At 57.0% G+C, this 17,370-nt stretch carries 11 protein-coding genes; 5 read left to right on the top strand and 6 right to left on the bottom strand.

Annotation, left to right across the window (positions count from 1 at the left end):
• Positions 1-35: 35 nt before the first annotated feature.
• Both JTM80_RS17430 and JTM80_RS17425 read right to left on the bottom strand, forming a co-directional pair.
• On the bottom strand, positions 36-2,546 hold the full coding sequence (locus JTM80_RS17430) for a glycogen/starch/alpha-glucan phosphorylase (RefSeq protein ID WP_172358162.1): 2,511 nt from the start codon (positions 2,544-2,546) through the stop codon (positions 36-38).
• Between the two features lie 252 nt (positions 2,547-2,798).
• A complete protein-coding gene (locus tag JTM80_RS17425; RefSeq protein ID WP_172358161.1) occupies positions 2,799-5,234 on the bottom strand; it encodes a phosphoketolase in 2,436 nt (811 codons plus the stop codon).
• 748 nt (positions 5,235-5,982) lie between these two features.
• Between JTM80_RS17425 and JTM80_RS17420 the strand changes: the two genes are divergently transcribed.
• The 3 genes from JTM80_RS17420 to JTM80_RS17410 all read left to right on the top strand — a co-directional run bounded on the left by JTM80_RS17420 (position 5,983) and on the right by JTM80_RS17410 (position 9,089).
• A complete protein-coding gene (locus tag JTM80_RS17420; RefSeq protein WP_172358160.1) occupies positions 5,983-6,510 on the top strand; it encodes a peptidoglycan-binding protein in 528 nt (175 codons plus the stop codon).
• Positions 6,511-6,768: 258 nt separating this feature from the next.
• Entirely contained in the window at positions 6,769-7,023 is a 255-nt protein-coding gene (locus tag JTM80_RS17415) for a UPF0175 family protein (protein WP_172358159.1), read from the top strand.
• On the top strand, positions 7,023-9,089 hold the full coding sequence (locus JTM80_RS17410; protein WP_205369954.1) for an NAD-binding protein: 2,067 nt from the start codon (positions 7,023-7,025) through the stop codon (positions 9,087-9,089). The genes JTM80_RS17415 and JTM80_RS17410 overlap by 1 nt, the downstream gene beginning before the upstream one ends.
• Positions 9,090-9,146: 57 nt before the next feature.
• Here JTM80_RS17410 and JTM80_RS17405 read toward each other — a convergent pair whose 3' ends face one another.
• The 4 genes from JTM80_RS17405 to JTM80_RS17390 all read right to left on the bottom strand — a co-directional run bounded on the left by JTM80_RS17405 (position 9,147) and on the right by JTM80_RS17390 (position 13,149).
• Positions 9,147-10,454: an LCP family protein gene (locus tag JTM80_RS17405; protein WP_290427087.1), complete on the bottom strand. Its 1,308-nt coding sequence runs from the start codon at positions 10,452-10,454 to the stop codon at positions 9,147-9,149.
• Between the two features lie 274 nt (positions 10,455-10,728).
• A complete protein-coding gene (locus tag JTM80_RS17400; protein WP_172358157.1) occupies positions 10,729-11,094 on the bottom strand; it encodes a hypothetical protein in 366 nt (121 codons plus the stop codon).
• Positions 11,095-11,190: 96 nt separating this feature from the next.
• Entirely contained in the window at positions 11,191-12,099 is a 909-nt protein-coding gene (locus JTM80_RS17395; protein ID WP_205369951.1) for an ABC transporter permease, read from the bottom strand.
• Positions 12,100-12,105: 6 nt separating this feature from the next.
• Entirely contained in the window at positions 12,106-13,149 is a 1,044-nt protein-coding gene (locus tag JTM80_RS17390; RefSeq protein WP_255548801.1) for an S-layer homology domain-containing protein, read from the bottom strand.
• A gap of 326 nt (positions 13,150-13,475) precedes the next feature.
• Between JTM80_RS17390 and JTM80_RS17385 the strand changes: the two genes are divergently transcribed.
• Together JTM80_RS17385 and ptsP are read left to right on the top strand one after the other, a co-directional pair.
• Positions 13,476-14,150, top strand: coding sequence for a hypothetical protein (locus JTM80_RS17385; RefSeq protein ID WP_172358155.1), 675 nt, complete (start codon positions 13,476-13,478; stop codon positions 14,148-14,150).
• Between the two features lie 508 nt (positions 14,151-14,658).
• A complete protein-coding gene (ptsP, locus tag JTM80_RS17380) occupies positions 14,659-17,217 on the top strand; it encodes a phosphoenolpyruvate--protein phosphotransferase (RefSeq protein ID WP_172358154.1) in 2,559 nt (852 codons plus the stop codon).
• Positions 17,218-17,370: the final 153 nt, after the last annotated feature.

The following is a 17,370-nucleotide window of genomic DNA, read 5'->3' as shown; positions in this document are numbered from 1 at the left end:
TCCACAAGAAGTCGGGGAGCTTTGTCAGGGTTTGATTAGCTTTGAGTGTAGTCTTTTAGCTCGATGGGAACGGGCTGCACTTTCCAGATGTTTTGGCAGTAGTCACGGATCGAGCGATCGGACGAGAATTTGCCCATGCGGGCTGTGTTGAGGATGGACATGCGAGTCCAGTGATCCCAATTTCGATAGGCTTGACTAACTTGCTCTTGGCAATCGATGTAGGACTGATAGTCTGCTAGGAGTAGGTATTCGTCCTTGTGGAGCAAGTTGTCTACAAGCGGACGGAAAAGACCTGTGTCTCCGTGTGAGAAGAAGCCTGAGGCAATCCGGTCGATGACTTGGCGCAAGTCGTTATTGCTCTCGTAGTAGTCTATTGGTCTGTAGCCTGCTGCTTTTTTGGCGGCGACCTCTTCTGTGGTTAAACCAAATAGGAAGAAGTTTTCGGCTCCGACTTCTTCACGGATTTCGACGTTAGCGCCGTCTAGCGTGCCAATTGTAAGCGCTCCATTCATGGAGAACTTCATGTTGCCTGTGCCTGAGGCTTCTTTGCCTGCGGTGGAAATCTGCTCTGAGAGGTCGGCGGCTGGATAGACTCGCTGGGCGAATTTTACATTGTAGTCTTTGAGGAAAACGACCTTAAGCCGTCCGGCGACATCAGGATCGCGATTAACCACTTCTCCGATGGAGTTGATGAATTTGATAATGAGCTTCGCCATGTAGTATCCCGGAGCTGCTTTGCCGCCGAATAAGAAGGTACGGGGCGTGATTTCAGCGCTGGGATTTGCCTTAATGCGGTTGTAGAGGTGGATGATGTGGAGTGCGTTGAGATGCTGCCGCTTGTATTCGTGAATCCGTTTTACCTGAATATCGAACAAAGATGAGGGATCGACTTCGACATCTGTTTCCGACTTGATGTGGTTTGCCAGGTCTTGTTTGATGGCTTGTTTGATTTGTCGGAATTCGTAGCGGAATCCGGGATCGTCTGCGAACTGCTCAATGCGGCGTAGTTCGTCGAGATGCTTAATCCAGTTGTCTCCGATTTTGCTGGTAATGAGGCTGGTCATGCGGGGATTGCTTAGCACTACGAACCGACGCGGAGTGACCCCGTTGGTGACGTTGGTGAATTTCTCCGGGTACATGTCGTAGAAGTCTTTTAGCACGGTCTGTTTGACCAGTTCGCTGTGGAGTGCGGCGACCCCGTTGATGGCGCTGCTGCCGACACAGGCGAGGTTTGCCATGCGGACGTACTTTTCGCCGCTTTCGTCGATAAGCGATAGGCGGCTGAGGCGGCCAGGGTCGTCGGGAAATTTGATGCGTACGTCATCGAGGAAGCGGCGGTTAATTTCGTAGATGATTTCGATATGGCGAGGAAGCAGTTCGGAGAAGAGCTTGAGGGGCCAGCGCTCTAGGGCTTCGGGGAGGAGGGTGTGGTTGGTGTAGCCGAAGGTGCGGGTGGTGATGTTCCAGGCGTTGTCCCATTGCATTCCGTGTTCGTCCATTAGCAGACGCATGAGTTCTGCGACGGCGATCGCCGGATGGGTGTCATTCAACTGCACCGAGAATTTTTCGGGAAACTTCTCCAGCGACATATTTTGCATCTGGAGGATGCGAATCATGTCTTGCAGAGAGCAAGAGACGAAGAACATCTGCTGCTCCAGCCGCAATACCTTGCCTTGATACTGCTCATCGTTGGGATAGAGGACTTTGGAGATGTTTTCGGAGTTGCTCTTTTGATGGACTGCGCCGAAATAATCGCCGGAGTTGAAGGCACCAAAGTCGAAGGATTCGGTTGCTTCAGCAGACCACAGGCGGAGGGTGTTGGCAGTGTTGACTTTGTAGCCTAGGATCGGCGTGTCGTAGGGAAGCCCTTTCACGACTTTGAAGGGAACCCAGCGGACGCGGTAGTTACCATGCTCATCGATGAAGGACTCGGTGTGTCCGCCGTATTTCACCTCAACAGCCCAATCTGGGCGAGCAATTTCCCAAGGGTTGCCGTAGCGCAGCCATTTGTCCGTGATTTCGACCTGCCAGCCGTCGCGAATTTCCTGGTCGAAGATGCCGAATTCGTAGCGAATGCCGTAGCCGAGGGCGGGAATTTCTAGCGTGGCTAGAGAGTCGAGATAGCAGGCGGCGAGACGACCCAAACCGCCGTTGCCCAGACCGGGTTCTTCTTCCTGCTGGAGTAGTTCGTTGAGATCTAGCCCCAGTTCGGTCATGGCTTGATTGATCTGGTCGTAGATGCCGAGGTTAATCAGGTTGTTACCCAGGTGCGGGCCCATGAGGAATTCGGCGGAGAGGTAGCAGACGGTGCGGGCCTGGGTGTTGGTGTAGGTTTCGGCGGTGTTGAGCCAGCGGCGCAGGAGGCGATCGCGCACGGTGTAGGCCAGCGCCATGTAGTAGTCATTTTTGCTGGCGAGGGCTGGAAACTTGCCCTGGATATAGAACAGGTTGTCCAGAAACGCCCGTTTTAGGGTTTCGATCGATAGCCCAGTGCGATCGTCTTCAATCTGCACTGAGCCGGAAGGAGGGGTGGGTAACGTCTGCATGGTAAAAATCCTGGATGAGTTGGATATTTCTAAGGCTCGTAGGGATCAAGAAGGAACTCCAAGGGAACGAAGTCCTGAAGTTCGGAAAATGCTGCTAGCAAGCAAGGTTGCGGATGGGGCGATCGCTCACTCTAAGAACATTTCAAGATGGCACTCCCAACAGTACGGAATCTCAAAACTAAAGACAAACGGTCTACTGCCCAGAACACTTAATCGGTAGGCAATAGACCGTTCAGCATCAACCCGAAGAACCTAGTAAGGCCACTTCCAGTTCACAATATCGGGACGGTCAATCCCATGCTCAAACGCATAGTTGCGGCAGGCAATTTGCTCATCCTTGAGTTGCTCCTTAGTATGGGCCCCTGCATTCTTCAGCTTGGGTACTCGGTCAATCACATCAATTGCGATACTAAAGCGGTCAATCTGGTTGCAAATCGCCAGTTCCAGCGGCGTGTTGATATTGCCCTTCTCCTTGTAGCCGCGCACATGCAGGTTTTCATGGTTGGTGCGGCGGTAGGTGAGGCGGTGAATTAGCCAGGGGTAGCCGTGGAAGTTGAAGATAATCGGCTTATCCGTTGTGAACAAGCTGTCAAAGTCGCTGTCGCTTAGCCCGTGGGGATGCTCCGTGGCAGGGGTCAGCTTGAACAGGTCAATCACATTGACAAAGCGGATCTTCAAGTCTGGGAACGCTTCCCGCAGCATGACCGAGGCGGCCAGAGACTCTTTCGTGGGAATATCGCCCGCCGTCGCCAGCACCACGTCCGGCTCTTCGCCCGCATCGGTGCTAGCCCACTCCCAGATATCAATGCCCTTGGTGCAATTGCGAACAGCAGCATCCATGTCGTGATACTGCAAGTGCATTTGCTTGTCGGATACGATGACGTTCACATAGTCCTCGCTTTGCAGGCAGTGATTTGCTACTGACAGCAGCGAGTTGACATCCGGCGGCAGGTAGATTCGCACCACTTCTGGACTCTTGTTTAGAATCACGTCCAAGAATCCCGGATCTTGGTGAGTGAAGCCGTTGTGGTCTTGCCGCCAGACTGTGGAGGTGATGAGTAGATTGAGCGATGACACCTCTTCACGCCAGTTAATGTGGCGGCAGATTTCCAGCCACTTGGCGTGTTGACCCACCATCGAGTCGATGACGTGGGCAAAGGACTCATAGGTAGAGAAAAAGCCGTGGCGACCTGTGAGCAAGTAGCCTTCCAGCCAACCCTCCAGGGTGTGTTCACTGAGGATTTCCATCACCCGACCGTCAGGGGATAGCTCACCGCCATCCAAATCCTCAGGCAAGAATTCTGCAATCCAGAATTTTTTGCTGACATCGTAGACCGCGTTCAGCTTGTTGGATGTGTTCTCGTCGGGGCCAAAGATGCGGAAGTTATTCATGTTGTTTTTCATCACGTCTCGCAGGAACACGCCTAGCGGACGAGTGTTTTCGGCTTCGACCACACCGGGGCGATCGACCGGAATGCCGTACTGACGGAAGTCGGGCATATTTAACTCACGCCGCAGCAGACCGCCGTTGGCGTAGGGAGTCGAGCCAAGGCGCTTATTGCCTTCAGGCGCGACCTCACGGATGTAGGGGAAGACCTTGCCGTTTTCATCAAAGAGTTCTTCCGGCTTGTAGCTCCGCATCCATTCCTCGAAGATGCGCTTGTGTTCTTCATTGCCGTGCATAGAACCCATCGGAACTTGGTGCGATCGCCAGAAGCCTTCGACCTTGTGCCCATCGATCTCGCCAGGACAAGTCCAGCCCTTGGGGGTTCGCAGCACGATCATCGGCCAGCGGGGGCGAGTTGCAACGCCACTACTGCGGGCCTCGTGCTGAATCCGCTTAATTTCAGACACGCAATGATCCAGCGTAGCCGCTAGCGCCTGGTGCATAGATTCTGGCTCAGAGCCTTCGACGAAGTAAGGAGTCCAGCCGTAGCCCCGGAACAGCGACTCTAGCTCTTCGTGGCTAATCCGCGCCAGGATGGTCGGGTTGTTAATCTTGTAGCCGTTCAGGTGCAGCACGGGCAGCACTGCGCCATCGCGGATCGGATTGAGGAACTTGTTGGAATGCCAGGAGGTTGCCAGGGGGCCGGTTTCAGCTTCACCATCTCCAGGCATCGTCACCACAATCAGGTCTGGATTGTCGAAAGCTGCGCCAAAAGCGTGAGAAATGCTGTAGCCCAGTTCGCCGCCTTCATGGATGGAGCCGGGTGTTTCGGGAGTGCAGTGGCTGCCGACGCCGCCGGGGAAGGAAAACTGCTTGAAGAAGCGCTTCATTCCTTCGACATCTTCGGTGCAATGGCTGAAGTAGTGGGAATAGGTGCCTTCCAGATAGCAGGGACCAAGGAAGCCAGGTGCGCCATGACCGGGCCCGACCATGAACAGCATATCTTGGTCAAACTTCTTGATGATGCGGTTGAGGTGGGTGTAGAGAAACGCGATGCCAGGGCTAGATCCCCAGTGACCCAAAAGGCGCTGCTTGATATGTTCGTCCTTGAGGGGTTCCCGGAGGAGTGGGTTATCGCGCAGGTAAATCATGCCCAGCGCCAAGTAGTTTGCGGCTCGCCAAAAGGCGTGCATCTTCCACAGCTCATCAGGGCTGAGGGGAGTGCCCTGCACCGTAGAGCGGGCTAGGCCAAAGCTGCTAATTGAGGTTTCGACGGTCGGTCTTTCGGAGGAAGCTACCATAATCTCGTTTATCTCTCAAACGCATTGAACTGTGAAGCAAGACAAGTACGGTCAAGTGAGGATCTGAAAGCAAGCGAAACTTCAGATGAAATAACTCTTAGCTAAAAATCCACGGATCGTTAGATTACACAGCATCTCTTTAGGTTTTCGCTGAGAGGATTGGTTGAAACTCAAACGTATGCCTAATCCAGCCACTTTCCAATTCGGTTATGTTTCAACTGCTTTTCCGACTCTCTGAAACAGCACCGCTTTTAGAACATCCAGGCGGCTAAAGGGGTTTGGGAGTAGAGGATTTTCGGTAGCCTCTATAGGCTCTATAGCGGTGAAAGCATGAAAGCTATTGAGAGCGCTTGATAGTGAAATGCTGTCAAATCTTAAGAATGTCAGAAAAGTTTGAAGAAACAGGTAATCCAACTTTTTGCAGAACGGACGAGTGCCAGGGGATACCTGGAGACAGATTTCAGCCAAAAAGGTGTTCTTTAATTTCTAAGAACAATAGGCAAGACGATAGTCGCAGATTGCTTTAGAGATGGAAAGTATTGGGCACAACAGTCGATTAAATTGTCGGAATGAAACTGTCGAAATGAAACTGGGGATTGATGACTTGGGTTGAATGATTGAACTTGGGTGCATGACCCTGCTTTGGGAGATGGGGAGGAAGTGTTGGGAAATTGGATCGAAATCTAAATCTCTTCGGCATCTTTGGGGCAAAGTTCTATGATTAAAGCTAAGGCTGAGCGAAAGGCGCATGGACGCGACACCAAAGTTTGCACATTCTCCTAATGACGACCGCATCGATCTGAGTTGTCTCTATCCTTGGAGTCAGGGGCCGCTGGTTGCCCACTTGCAGGAGCTTTTGGGTGCCTGTGGCTATCAGCTGAGGACGGATGGGGATTTTGGCTGGATTACAGAGGCGGCGGTGCGTGATTTTCAGCGGCGCAATGGCTTACGGGTAGATGGCATTGTGGGCGATCGCACTTGGGCGCTTTTGCTCTCGAAGGTAAAGCCAGGGGCGCGAACGATGCGGCTGGGTTACTGTGGGTCAGACGTAAGGGAACTGCAAGGGCTGTTGCAGGTTTATGGCTATCGGGTTCGTCGCACAGACTGCTTCGACCGTGACACCCAGGATGCAGTGTTGGCGTTTCAGCGATCGCACCATCTGGAGGCAACGGGGGAGGTGACACCGATTACATGGGCAGTGATGTGTGATGGCAAAACTGGGCAGCCGCCACCTGCTCGGAGCAAGTGGCTTTTGGAGCGGGGGCGGTGGCGATAGGGCGATCGCTGATTGCATCTGGCTGATACAGCGCTGAGTAATCTTTGTTCCATCTGGGGAACGTTAGATTCTAAGGGGGCACGCAGGGTGAGGGCGGGGGTGAGCTTCCTGGACTGGTCGCAAAAATGCCAGGTTCTCATAGCGCCAGGATTTCAGCGAGAGCCAGGATACCTGTGTCAAGGCTGTGTTTGCTGGGTTTCGCTAAGGTAGTTAATTAAGCGTTTTTTGATTTTGTTGAGTGAACGAGTGGGACAGTCCATGAGTGTTGAACTGACGATTCCAGATTCTGTTCTCAAGTCGATGCGGTTGCCGGAGCAGCATCTTGAACAGGCGCTGCTCAAAGAGTTGGCGATCGCCCTCTACGCGCAAGAAATGCTGTCCTTTGCCAAGGCGGCAGAACTCGCCGGAATGGAGAGCAGCGAATTTAGCCAGGTGGTGGGTGAGCGCGGCGTTAGCCCCCGGTGCAGCCGCGTCATTATGGATGGCGAGAGCGTCTTTGTGTGCAGCGACTAATGGGTTCCTCGCCGCGCGTAGATCGCTTTTTGGTCTGCGGGCTAGGTAGCCTGGGGCAATATTGCGTCTATCACTTGCAGCGGTTTGCGACCGAGGGGACAGTGGTCTCTGTTACCGCAATCGACCGACAGCGCCCAGAAGAATGGGAGGTCGAAAATCTGACCGATTTGCTGGCGGAGGATCTGCTGATTGGTGATTGTCGGGATGAACCCGTGCTGCTGAAGGCGGGGGTGCAGCAGTGCCGTGCGGCGCTAATTGTCACAAGTAACGAAACGGTGAATATCGAAGCGGCGATCGCCATTCGTCGGCTCAATCCAGAGGTGCGCCTGGTGGTGCGCTCGTCTCGCCAAAGCCTCAACGAACTGCTCAAGCTGCGGCTCGGCAACTTCAACGCCTACGACCCGATGGAGATGCCTGCTTTTGCTTTTGCGATGGCAGGGCTACAGGTGGGGCTACTGGGCAGCTTCAACATTGGGGACACGCGCTTGCAGGTGGTGGAACAAACCGTGCAGCCCCGCGATCCGCGGTTTGATGATGCGCGTGCGGTGGCTCAGCACAAAAAATCCTACCGACTGCTCAGCCACCGCCCCCAGGCAGAAATCCCTGCCTTGCCAAACCGGGCGTTTTATCACTGGCAGATAGACACCCGCATTCGGGCGGGCGACACCATTGCCTACATAGAAATCGCAGACGCGCCGGATTATACCCAGCATCAGGCAGGCGGCGACTGGCGATCGCGCTGGCAGGCTGGACTGCAAGCCGTGCTGAAAGAGCAGCCATTGCAGTGGGTTCAGCGAGTGCGGGCGTGGATGCAGGCCAATCGAACTCGTCCACTCATCGCGATGGGTCTGATCACGGCACTGGTGCTGTGGGTGCTAGGGGCGACCATGCTCAAGATGACGGTGCCAGAGCTAACCTGGACAAAGGCGATCGCCTCTGGTGCAGTGCTGCTGCTAGGGGGCTATGGCGACGTATTTGGCGGGTTAGAGAACGACCCCGTTCCCGGCTGGGTTTATTTTGTCAGCCTGCTGATCACGATCATCAGCTTGCTGTTTGTGTTGGGCGTGGTGGGTATTATTGCGGATAACTTGCTCAGCGCCCGATTTAGCTTCCTCCAGCGGCGGTCGCCGATGCCCAAACAGGGGCATGTGGTGATGGTTGGGCTTGGGCGCGTTGGCCAGCAGGTAGCAACCTGGCTTCAGACGTTTCGCCAGCCCTTTGTTGTGTTGACAGATGTGGCGGACAACCTGGCGCTGTTTCCCAAAATCCCGATCATCGTGGGGAATCCGATTCAACAGATCCGCCACGCCAATATTGAAACCGCCAAAAGCCTAGTCGTCGTCACGGACGACCAAATCTTAAATCTGGAGGTGGCGCTTACGGCGCGAGAGCTGACCCGCCAGCAAAAGCAGTCGTTGCAATTGGTGATTCGTTCCTATAACCAGCGGTTTAGCGCCAGTCTGGCCGCGCTGATTCCCAACGCTCGCGTGATGGCTGTGTCGGCCTTGGCCGCCGAAGCGTTTGTGGGTTCGGCCTTTGGCGAAAATATCCTGAGCCTGTTTCGGCTGAATGAACAGACGATCTTGGTGACGGAATTTTTGGTAGAAGCGGGCGATACGCTGGTGGGCAAGCTGCTTTCGCAGGTGTCCTATGGCTATGGTGTGGTGCCGATTTTCTATGAACGCAACAGCGAGCGGCGGACGCTCGACAGCAGCGACAGCCTGATGCCGTCGGAAACCTGGATGCTGAAAGCGGGCGATCGCCTCATTGTCCTGTCCACCATCGACGGACTGCGGCGCATTGAGCGTGGGCAGATGCGTCCCCCCCGAACTTGGCGACTCAGCATGGGCAAGCCCCTGAATCGGGGCAATCTCAGCGAGATTGGCACCACCCTGCACCGCATCTCCGGGCTAAACCTCAACACCGCCAACGCTTTTGCCCAAAACTTGCCCGGCACGATCTATTTGCAGCTTTACGACTATCCAGCCCATCACCTGCTAGCAGAACTGCGGAAGCTTGCGCCGGACGTAACGCTAGTGGCGCTTGAAGAGGGAGAGAAGAAGTAGCGGCGTAATGGCATGGGCTTGCCCCGATACGCTGACCCTACCTTACTCCACCCTCTTCTACTCCACCCGCCAATCTGTGCCCACCTGAACCGTCACGTCCGATTGCAGGTTGCCAGTTCCTTCGACACGCACTTCGCCAAGTCCGAGCGATCGCCGCACCGCCTCAGCTTTTGCAAGGTCGCCGCCCTGGGCAATAATGCGGGTTTCGCGCAGGGGTTCGCTCCAGTTTTCGTCAATGTAAACGTTATAAAACCCAGCCTCTCGCAGCGCGAACATCAGTTGCTCGGCCGCCGCAAGGTTACCTGTGGAGTCTTGAATCGCGATCTCAATGCCATAGTCTGTTTCTGCGGGAACCGAATCGACCCCTGGCTCGGCGTATGGATCGGCAACCGATTCGCTTGAGGCTGGATTGAGTCCAAAGTATTGGCTGCTCATCTCCTGAATGCGAGAGTAACTCGGCAGCCAATAGCTGGCTTCATAGTCGCCCGCCCCGCTAAACTCTCCTGGCAGCATCAGCATCTGCAAGTCGGCCCGCTTGAGCTGCGCTGCAAAGCCCACTAGCGCCACTAGTTCCTCAACCGTCAGGTTAGTATCGACATTTTCCTGAATCACTGACAGGATTTGTGGAATGCGCGTGAGTGTGGCCGGACTGAGGGTCTGCTCGACCAGCGCCCGCATCAGCATTTGCTGCCGCTGCACCCGCCCAATATCGCCGTAGGCATCGTAGCGGAACCGCAGAAATTGCAGCGCCTGTTCGCCGTTGAGGTGCTGTTCGCCCTGCTTCAGGTCGATATAGAGATGCTGGGAATGATCGGTATATTTCATGTCCTTAGGTATGTAGACCGTCACGCCGCCCAGCGCATCAATCAGCTTTTCGACCCCCTGCACATTGATCCGCACATACCGATCAACGGGCACACCCCCTAGTAAATTGCTAATTGACTGAGCCGCCAACGCCGGGCCGCCGTAAGCATTGGCTTCGTTCAGCTTGGTTACGCCCAGCCCAGCGACGCGGGTGCGTGTGTCTCGCGGCACCGATAGCACCACGAGTTTGCCCGTTTCGGGGTTAAACCGCAGCATCAGCATGGTGTCGGATAGCCCATCGAAGGAGTTGACCAGTGCGTGATAGCCCAGATCGCGAACTTCGGGCGGCGGGTTGTCCACATCAGAACTCAGCACCTTAATTCCCAGCACCATGATATTGACGGGGCGGGTCAGCCGGGGCAGGCGAAAGTTTAGGCCGGTCGCGATTTCCCCCTGACCAAAAACCTTGGACTCTTCTGGCGAAAGCCTGCTTTGCAATAGCGGTGTGCTGGCCAGCGTCATAGCAAGCAGCGCTCCTGCCCCCGCGGAAACGGTTGCCACACCCAGCAACCCTAGCAACAGCCAGGGGAGTTTGATTTTTCGAGGGGGCAGGGGTTGGGTTTGAGGAGACAAAGAAGATCGAGCCTTTGGGGATGTCACGAGGGGTTGCTAAGGGAGAACGGGTCTAGAGGTGAAAGACGTGGCTGAAAGCGTTGACGACTGTGGTGGTGGGGTGAGTTCCGACGCTTCATGCAGCATCTTAGCAACGATTTTGCAGAATGGATGATGTGGGGTGTGAGTTGATTGTGGGTAGATCTAGATTTCTGGAACTGGGCTACGGCAGGCGATCGCTCACGTCGCTAATGCCCGGTAGCCGCAAGGGCCTGCGCTGCCACAGCCGCAGCATTAGCCACAGCATGACGACGAAATAGCCGGAGGTGAGGGCGCTGTTGGCAACGAGAAGCGGAATTGCAGAAGGGTCAGCCGTGTGGGCCCCCGCCGCTAGCGCCGCATAGCCCACCAGCCAGCCCAGCCCCAGCGTCGTGGATAGTCGCGCCGCCTGCCGTTCGCGCGAATCGCCCTTTCGCACTGCCAGCGCCCACATCGCTGGAATTACGCCCAGCACGGGCACCAGATAGACAAACATGCGAATTCGCTTGAGCTGCTGGGGATCGTAGGGGTCGTCGTAGGGGTTGGGCATTTGGGAAGGATGGTTGCGGTTGACGAAAAGTAAGGAACGGGATGGCAAGGGCTGGAATGGCTTCACGAGCTTTTTCTGACCCTCAAACGCGCTGCCTCATGCTTCCCGGCGCGGATCGAGCGCATCCTGCAAGCCGTCGCCGATGTAGTTGATGCTGAGGACGGTGAGGAAAATCATCAGACCTGGAAAGACGGCAATGTGGGGGGCGGTTTCGATGCGGTTGTAGGCATCGAACAGCATTCGCCCCCAGGTAGGCACGTCGGGCGGAAAGCCAAGTCCCAAAAAGCTGAGGGTCGATTCGGTGAGGATGGCAGTGGCGATCGCCAGCGTAGCCGACACAATCACCGGACTCAGCACGTTGGGCAGCAGATGATGCCAGATGAGATGGCCCGGACGCGCCCCCATTGCCCGCGCTGCGGCGATAAAGTCGCGGTTTCGCAAGGAGAGGAACCCGGCCCGCACCAGCCGCGCGGTACTCATCCAGTTCAGCCCACCAATGACGCAGACGACGAGGAGGAAGATGCCCCACTCTGGGCCGGCGATCGCCTGTGCGGCGCTGCGAAACAGGTAGACGACCAGCAGCAGCAGGGGCAGTTGGGGCAGCGCCAGAAACAGGTCGGTGAGGCGCATCAGCAGCGTGTCGAGGAGTCCGCCATAGAACCCGGCGATCGCCCCAATGCCCACGCCCAGCCCAATGCTCAGCGCCATTGCTGCCACGCCCACCGCCAGAGAAATGCGGCCACCCACCAGCACTCGCGCCAGTTGATCCTGACCCAGATCGTTGGTGCCAAAGAGGTGAGCCAGGCTGGGCGGAGCCGCCGCTCGTCCAAAGTCAATCGCTGTTGCCGAGACGGGATAGACCCATGGCCCCACCAGCACCGCCAGTCCCAGCAGGCTCAGCAGCCCCAGCCCCAGCATCGCCGTCCAGCTTCGCCGAAATCGCCGCCATGCGGATCGCCACAGAGCAGACGGCTGCAATACAAGCTGTTCCGATAGGGCGACCATTGCTTGCTACTGTCCCCCGACTTGTTCAGCAGTCTGGCTGCTGGTGGGTTCGGTTGCCTGCTGTCCGGCTTCCCGGGCCGACAGCCCGTTCCCCTGGGTGCCAAAGAACCAGAGGACGGCCGCCGCTTCTGCCCGCGTCACGGGCTTTTTGGGCTGAAACAGGGTGGTATAGCCAAAGGCGCGACGGATGTTCGACAAATCGGCGTTTTGGAAATCGGCCAGCACCGCCCGCTGGGCCCGGGGATCGATGCTGGCGGCATCCTGAAAGCCCCAGGTTTGCTGCACGGCTTCTAGGGTGGCGTTGGGCAGCGAACGGCGCAGATCCAGCGGTGTTTTCCACAAAATCAGGTCTTCGCGGGTGAGGGGCGCGTCGGGGCGAAAGGTGACGATGGTGCTGTTGCCCGATAGCGGGCTGGGCACGAGGCCAGCACTGGCTAACCCTTGAATTGCGGCGAAATCTGGATCGCTGCTGGGCACGTCCTGGAAGGCGGGTGTTTCTGAGGGAGACGCGGGGCGAATTTTGTTGGCGGGCTGGTTCGCAAAAATTTCGTTGTTGGCGGCCATCAGCCAGCGGGCAAACTCGCGGCGAGTGATGGGCTGACCGGGCTTGAACTCGGACGCAGCAGGGGTGATCTGGAGAACGCCCAACTCTGCCAGGTCGGTAATGTAAGGCTGCAAATCGGCTGGGGCTTGGGCTAGGTCGGTGAAGCGCTGGGGCGCGGTGCGGAGTGTGCCTGGGCTACTGGTCGTTGCGCTGGGCTGGCCGGGTCGCCAGTTTGCGGCGGGGCGGGGCGATGGCGAGGTGGCGGGCGATTCGGACGGGGAGGCAGGCGGGGCGATCGCCCCTGGAGATTCTGGCGCATTAGGCGAGGGCGTGGCCTCCGGCGAAGCAGGCGGACTGGCCAGCCCCGATTCCTGCCCTGGGCCATTGATCAGCGCTGGATCAGGCGCAAGGCGACGCTGAAACTCGGCGCTGCAAGCCGCCAGCGGCAGCACCGTGCTAATTAGCAGCCCGATGGCGATTTGTTTTCCCCTCAGCACAACAGTCACAGGCTTGATTCACTGGCTGAAAACTCATCAACTCTACGCTAGCGCAAGTGAGGGGATAGGATGTGCCCGGATAGGCACTGAGTAGGGCGCATCCCAGTTCTGCAAGTTTGCCCTCATCCCCCAACCCCTTCTCCCAAAACGAGAGAAGGGGAGCCGGATTGGAAGTCCCTCTCCTGCTTTGGGAGAGGGATTTAGGGTGAGGGTTACAAAAGTGGGATAGACCCCGCTGAGTATTTGGAGTTTGGCATTGCGACAGACGCTATCGCTGCTGCGGATATGCGTAAATGATTCTCGGTTGCCCTGTCCCTCTACCCCAACCGTGACTCATGTCAGACCTGCAAGCCGATCCGGTCTTTTATTCCAGCGTCATGATTGAACACATTGTGCCCCGCAGCAAGGAACTGCCGTTTCGGCGATGGCACGCAGAACTGCTGCATCGCGCTCGGCAGTTTCCGGGCTACATTCGGACGGATCTCTGCCCGCCGCTGGTGTGTCGGGATGGCGTGGTGAAGTGGTATTCGGTGATGCACTTTGATACGCCAGAGCATTTGAACGAGTGGGTGCAGTCGAGCGATCGCAAAGAACTGGTCATCGCGGGGCAGAGCTTTTTGCAGGAATATCGTTTTAAATCCTTTACCACAGGGCTAGAGGGCTGGTTTTCGCAGACATCGGGCACGGAGCGCCCCGCGCTGGGCCCTGCGCCCTGGAAACAAGTGCTGTCGGTGGTGATGGGGCTATACCCTACGGTGATGATTCAATCGCTGGTGTTTGGGGCGCTGGGCATTATGCAAGACTGGCCGCCGGGCAGCGCCATGCTGGTGAATAACCTGATTACTAGCTCGATCCTGACCTGGGGCGTGATGCCGCTGGTGTCGCGGCTGCTGGCTTTTTGGCTAGAGCCGCCCTATCGGCGATCGCCCACCCGCGTCAATCTCCAGGGCGCAGTGCTGGTGGGGGTTGCGCTGTTGCTCATGATGACGGTGTTTAATCACGTAGAGTAGGCACGCAGGGTAGGCATATAGAGTGGGCACGTAGAGTAGAGTTCGGGGTCGAACTCCAATTTCTAATCCCAAAGCTTCTAATCCCAAATCTCTTGATCCCGACCTGGCTGCCGATGTATTTTGCGTAACTGCCAAAAATGGGCGATCGCCCTTATTTGTAAAGCGTTTGGTAACGTTTGGCGGCTCAAAGCTTAAATTTTTAATTCGTAAATTCCAGCACCTTGCTGATCCCTGTGAGGATAAGGTCTATCGTTTGGTTCCTGGCAAGCCAGGAGTTGAAAGTCTGCACAGGTCTGCAATCGCGTGTGATTTCTCGCGGGTGATTCTTTGCGTGTGATTTTTCACGGGCTGTATTCGGTGTGAGTGCAGTTTTTTATCTTTGCAATTTTGTCTTTCAAAGAGTCATCGGGTTGCGATCGCCCGCTTTGGGCTGTGTGGATTGGAATACTGAGAAGTTCTTTACGGTTCAAAACATTTCATCTTGGATATCAAATCAGGAGATTGACGAATGAGCTATGCTGTAGCGCCAGCAGAGACTCGCAGCATGGTGGCGCTGGTTGCCCCATTGTCGGGTCAGTTGGTTCCGATTGAGCAGGTGCCCGATCCGGTATTCGCTCAAAAAATGGTAGGCGATGGCGTGTCGATTGACCCCACGAGCCAGACACTGTTAGCCCCTTGCGATGGCGAGGTGATCCAGCTTCACCCGTCCAACCACGCGGTGACGGTGAAAACACCGGACGGGCTGGAAGTGCTGATGCACATCGGGCTGGACACGGTGACGCTGCGCGGTGAAGGGTTTGTGCCGCGAGTGCGGGTGGGCGATCGCGTCCGGGTGGGCGACCCGCTGATCAACTTCGACGCAGATTTCGTGGCCACGCACGCCCGCAGCCTGCTGACCCAGATTGTGATCACCAACAGCGATCGCGTCGTCAAGTTTGAGCCACGCCTGGGAACGGTCGTGGGCGGCCAGGACATCGCGCTGGATCTGGCGCTGGGCGACGTTTCGGAGGATGGGACGGTCATTGGCGGGGTGACGGTTGCCTCGGAGCCGATCGTCATTCCCAACCCGACGGGGCTACACGCCCGCCCCTCTGCGGTGCTGTCTACGCTGGCGAAAAAGTATAAGTCCGATATCCGCCTCAAGTATGGCGATAAGTCGGCCAACGCCCGCAGCGTGATTGGGCTGATGGGTATGTCGGTGGGCAATGGCGCGACCGTGCAACTGGAAGCCAGCGGCCCCGATGCCGAAGCGGCGATCGCCGAACTCAGCGAAGCCCTCCGCACCGGCCTGGGCGAAGAAGGCGCAAAACCCGTGGCCGTGGCGGCCAGCATCGAACAGCCAGAAATCTCGAAGCCCGCGCCCCGGCCCCGATCGGAAGATCCGAACGTCATTCTGGGAGTGGCTGCGTCGCCTGGGGTGGCGGTCGGCTATCTGCGTCGGGTGCAGCAGCAAGAAATCACTGTTTCGGAGCATGGTGGCGCACCCAATGAAGAACGTCGCAAGCTGGAGCAGGCGATCGCCAAGGCTTCGCAAGATGTAGAGGCGCTGCGGGCAAAGGTTCACGGCCAGGGCGATCCGAAAAAGTCCGCCATCTTTGCCGCTCATCAGGAAATTCTGGACGATCCGGAGCTAATGGACACGGCCGCCAGCGCCATTGACAAGGGCAAGAGCGCTGCCTACGCCTGGAAGCAGACCTATACAAGCCAAGCCGAAATGCTGTCCAAGCTGGATAATGCGCTTTTGGCAGAACGAGCCAATGACCTGCGGGATGTGGGCGATCGCGTCTTGCGAATTCTCACTGGAGTTACGGCCGAAGTCGTCACCTATCCCGAACACACCATCCTGGTGGCCGAAGACCTCACCCCATCGGACATGGCCACGCTAGACCCGACGAAGATCGCAGGCTTCTGCACGGTGGCGGGTGGCGCAACCTCCCACGTCTCTATCCTGGCGCGGGCGATGGACATTCCCTCGATGGCAGGCACAGAGCCGCGAGTGCTGGAGCTACCGGAAGGAACCCCGGCGATTCTGGACGGCAGCAAGGGGCGGCTGCGGCTAAATCCCTCGACGGAGGAAATGGAGCGCACCCAGCAGCGGATTGCCCGCGTTAAAGAACGCCGCCAGCGAGAACTGGCAACTGCGTTTGAACCTGCAATCACGACAGACGGACACCGCATCGAGGTCGTGGCCAACATCAGCAACGCTGAAGAAGGCGCAAAATCGGTCAAGTTTGGTGGCGAGGGCGTGGGCCTGCTGCGGTCGGAACTGGTGTTTATGGAACGCGACAGCGCCCCCGACGAAGACGAGCAGACCGCCATCTACAGTGCTGCTGCCAGAGCGCTGGAGGGTCGCCCGCTGATCATCCGCACCCTGGACGTAGGCGGCGACAAGCCCCTACCCTACCTGCCTATTCCCCACGAAGAAAATCCCTTCCTAGGGGAACGCGGTATTCGGCTTGGGTTCGATCGTCCAGAGATTCTCCGCACCCAGTTTCGCGCAATCCTCCGCGCCTCCGAGGCGGGCAAGGTTCGCATCATGTTCCCCATGATCGCCCGACTGGAAGAATGGCACATGGCCAAGCAAATGCTGGAGGAGGAGCGCCAGTCCCTCGGCGTTGCGCCCATTGAAGCTGGAATCATGGTGGAGGTGCCCTCAACCGCAGTCATGGCGGAGCAGTTTGCCCGCGAGGTAGATTTCTTCTCCGTGGGCACCAATGACCTGACGCAATATACCCTGGCGATGGATCGCGGCCATCCCAAGCTGGCTCCCTACGCTGATGCGCTAAGTCCTGGTGTGCTGGGGCTAATTGGCATGGCGGCCCGCGCTGCAAATAAGTACGGCAAGTGGTGCGGCGTTTGTGGCGGCGTAGCGGGCGACCCGCAGGCCGTGCCGATTCTGATCGGTCTGGGCGTGAAAGAACTCAGCGTCAGCGCTCCCACGATTCCCAGCGTCAAGGCCCAAATCCGCACGCTCAGCCTCGCCGATTGTCAGCGCCTTGCAGAGCAAGCCCTCGCGGCAGATACGGCCGAAGCCGTGCGTGAACTCGTGCCCCTGACTGAGGATTAGGCGCTGGGCGGATGGAGGGACGGAGCGCAGGGATTGAATCCCCCATAGCTCTATTGCCCGATTGCTCTAATTTCCTACCCCTCCATTCCTATCAACGCCATTCCTCGAATATCCATTTCTCCTCAATGGTGCTGCGAATAAAATTGCCGGAAG

This window comes from Thermoleptolyngbya sp. PKUAC-SCTB121 (assembly GCF_016919485.1).
Lineage (GTDB): Bacteria > Cyanobacteriota > Cyanobacteriia > Elainellales > Elainellaceae > Thermoleptolyngbya > Thermoleptolyngbya sichuanensis.
The sequence above is the reverse complement of the archived record's forward strand: the minus strand, read 5'-3'. Positions and strand labels throughout refer to the sequence as shown.